The following is a 294-nucleotide window of genomic DNA, read 5'->3' as shown; positions in this document are numbered from 1 at the left end:
ATGTATAATTGGATGTTATCAATAGGTTTCCCTATCGGGATAAGTGTTGCGTTTGCAGCACATTTAAAGTAGCTTACATCAATAGCTGCTTCAGTTGGGCCATACAGGTTCATTAACGATACTGTAGGCAAAAGCTCAAAGAAAGTATTGTTTTGATGCACCGTCAGCGCTTCTCCACTGGTAAATACCTGAACAAGGCTGCCTAGTTTTTCTAATGCTGCAGGATGCTCTTTTAAATAGTTCAGAAAAGCGCCTAACATCGAAGGCACAAAGTGCATGACTGTAACTTTATGG

General features: G+C 40.5%; 1 protein-coding gene. It reads right to left on the bottom strand.

The window, feature by feature from the left end; translation table 11 throughout:
- Positions 1 to 294 (bottom strand): AMP-binding protein (locus KHA90_RS25200; protein WP_213308298.1); only part of this gene is annotated, 294 nt, incomplete at both ends.

Source organism: Flavobacterium psychroterrae, assembly GCF_018380615.1.
Classification (GTDB): Bacteria; Bacteroidota; Bacteroidia; order Flavobacteriales; family Flavobacteriaceae; genus Flavobacterium; species Flavobacterium psychroterrae.
The sequence above is the reverse complement of the archived record's forward strand: the minus strand, read 5'-3'. Positions and strand labels throughout refer to the sequence as shown.